This window comes from Microbacterium sp. MTN4-26, from assembly GCF_042846595.1.
In the GTDB taxonomy this organism is placed as follows: Bacteria; Actinomycetota; Actinomycetes; order Actinomycetales; family Microbacteriaceae; genus Microbacterium; species Microbacterium luteum.
The window spans coordinates 1-1,426 of sequence record NZ_BTGO01000043.1 but is presented as its reverse complement, the minus strand read 5'-3'; the positions used below and the strand labels follow the sequence as shown (position 1 = coordinate 1,426).

Sequence of the window (1,426 nt, the reverse complement as noted above, 5' to 3'; positions counted from 1 at the left end):
GGCTCATCGCGAATGAGAGTGTAGGAGCGGTCTGAATCCGCCGGCTTCGAGGAGCGATCTGGCGACGTAGTGCGTGAGGTTCCGGAAGCCGAGGGCGGAACCGCGAAGGTGCTCGAGCCGGCCGTTGATGGCCTCCGTTGGGCCGTTGCTCGTTCCGGGGCGGTCGAAGAACGCGAGGATGTCCGCGGCGCGCTGCTTCAGCGTGCGGCCGAGGCGACGGACCTCTTTGAGCAGCGCGGGGACGCCGTTGCTGACAGAGTCGATCACCGCCCGCATCATCTCCTTCGCCTTGTTCTTGTCGGGTTCGCGGTAGGCGGCGACGATGCGCTGGTAGATGCCCCAGGTCGCTTCGACCTCGACGTGCTCCTCGGCGGCGAATACCGCGTCGAGGCGGGCGGTCTGCTTCTCGGTGAGGAAGCTCGCGCCGGTGTGGAGGGTGCGGCGGACCCCGTAGAGCGGGTCGCCGGCGTGGCCGCGGTGCCCGAGGGTGTCTTGCTGGACGCGCTGCCGGGTCCGGTCGAGCGCGTCGCCGGCGAGGCGGACGACGTGGAACGGGTCCATCACGGGGACCGCGTCGGGGAGCTCTTCGGCCGCGGCGGTCTTGAAGCCGCTGAACCCGTCCATCGCGACCACCTCGATCGCCTTCGACCAGTCCTTGGGTCGGGCGGCGAGCCACTGCTTGAACACCTGCTTCGAGCGGCCCTCGACCATGTCCAGCAGCCTGGCCGGGCCCGTCTTGTTCCTCGCGGGGGTGAGGTCGATGATCACCGTCACGTACTTCTCGCCAAACCGTGTGTGACGCCAGACGTGCTCATCGACACCGATCGTGGTGACCCCGGCGAACCTCGCCGGGTCGTCGATCAGGCGACGCTTGCCTTCGGCGATGATCGCGGTGTTCGCAGTGTGCCAGGACACCCCGAGCCCTGCTGCGGCGCGGGTGACGGTGAGGTGGTCGACGACGATCGCGGTGAGTGCCCACGCGATCCCGCCGCGGGAGATCTTCGCCCGCGGCGCTGCCGCCTTCGACGTGTCCTGCCGCCAGGTGCGGCGGCAGTGCGTGCACCGGTAGCGGCGCACCCGGACCAGCAGCGTCGTCGGCCGATGCCCGAACGGCTCGTGCGCCAGCGGCCGCGTCACCGTGCCACGCGGCACGCCCTCCGCACCGCACTTCCGACACCACGGGTCGTCCTCGACGACGCGGCACTCCAGCACCGCCCGATCAGGCTCAAGCAGCTGCCCGACGGCTTGAAGGCCGAGCTCGTCGAGACGGCAGAACGTGGTCAGGTCAGGGGTCGCGAACGTAGGGTGGTGCAAGTCGAGGTCTTCCGGCGGTCGGTGAGTGTGAGAACTTCCATCCTGGAAGACCTCGACGCCTATCCGCGAACCAGCCGGCGGTCCCGGGCTACACCCTCAACTGCGAAGAGCC

Annotated in this window: 1 protein-coding gene; it reads right to left on the bottom strand. The window is 69.2% G+C overall.

Translation table 11 applies throughout. The features are described from left to right. Window positions 1–3 precede the first annotated feature (3 nt). Window positions 4–1,314 (bottom strand): ISL3 family transposase, encoded by a 1,311-nt coding sequence (locus ACGG9C_RS16975; protein ID WP_194384023.1) that lies wholly within the window; start codon window positions 1,312–1,314, stop codon window positions 4–6. Between the last annotated feature and the right edge of the window lie 112 nt (window positions 1,315–1,426).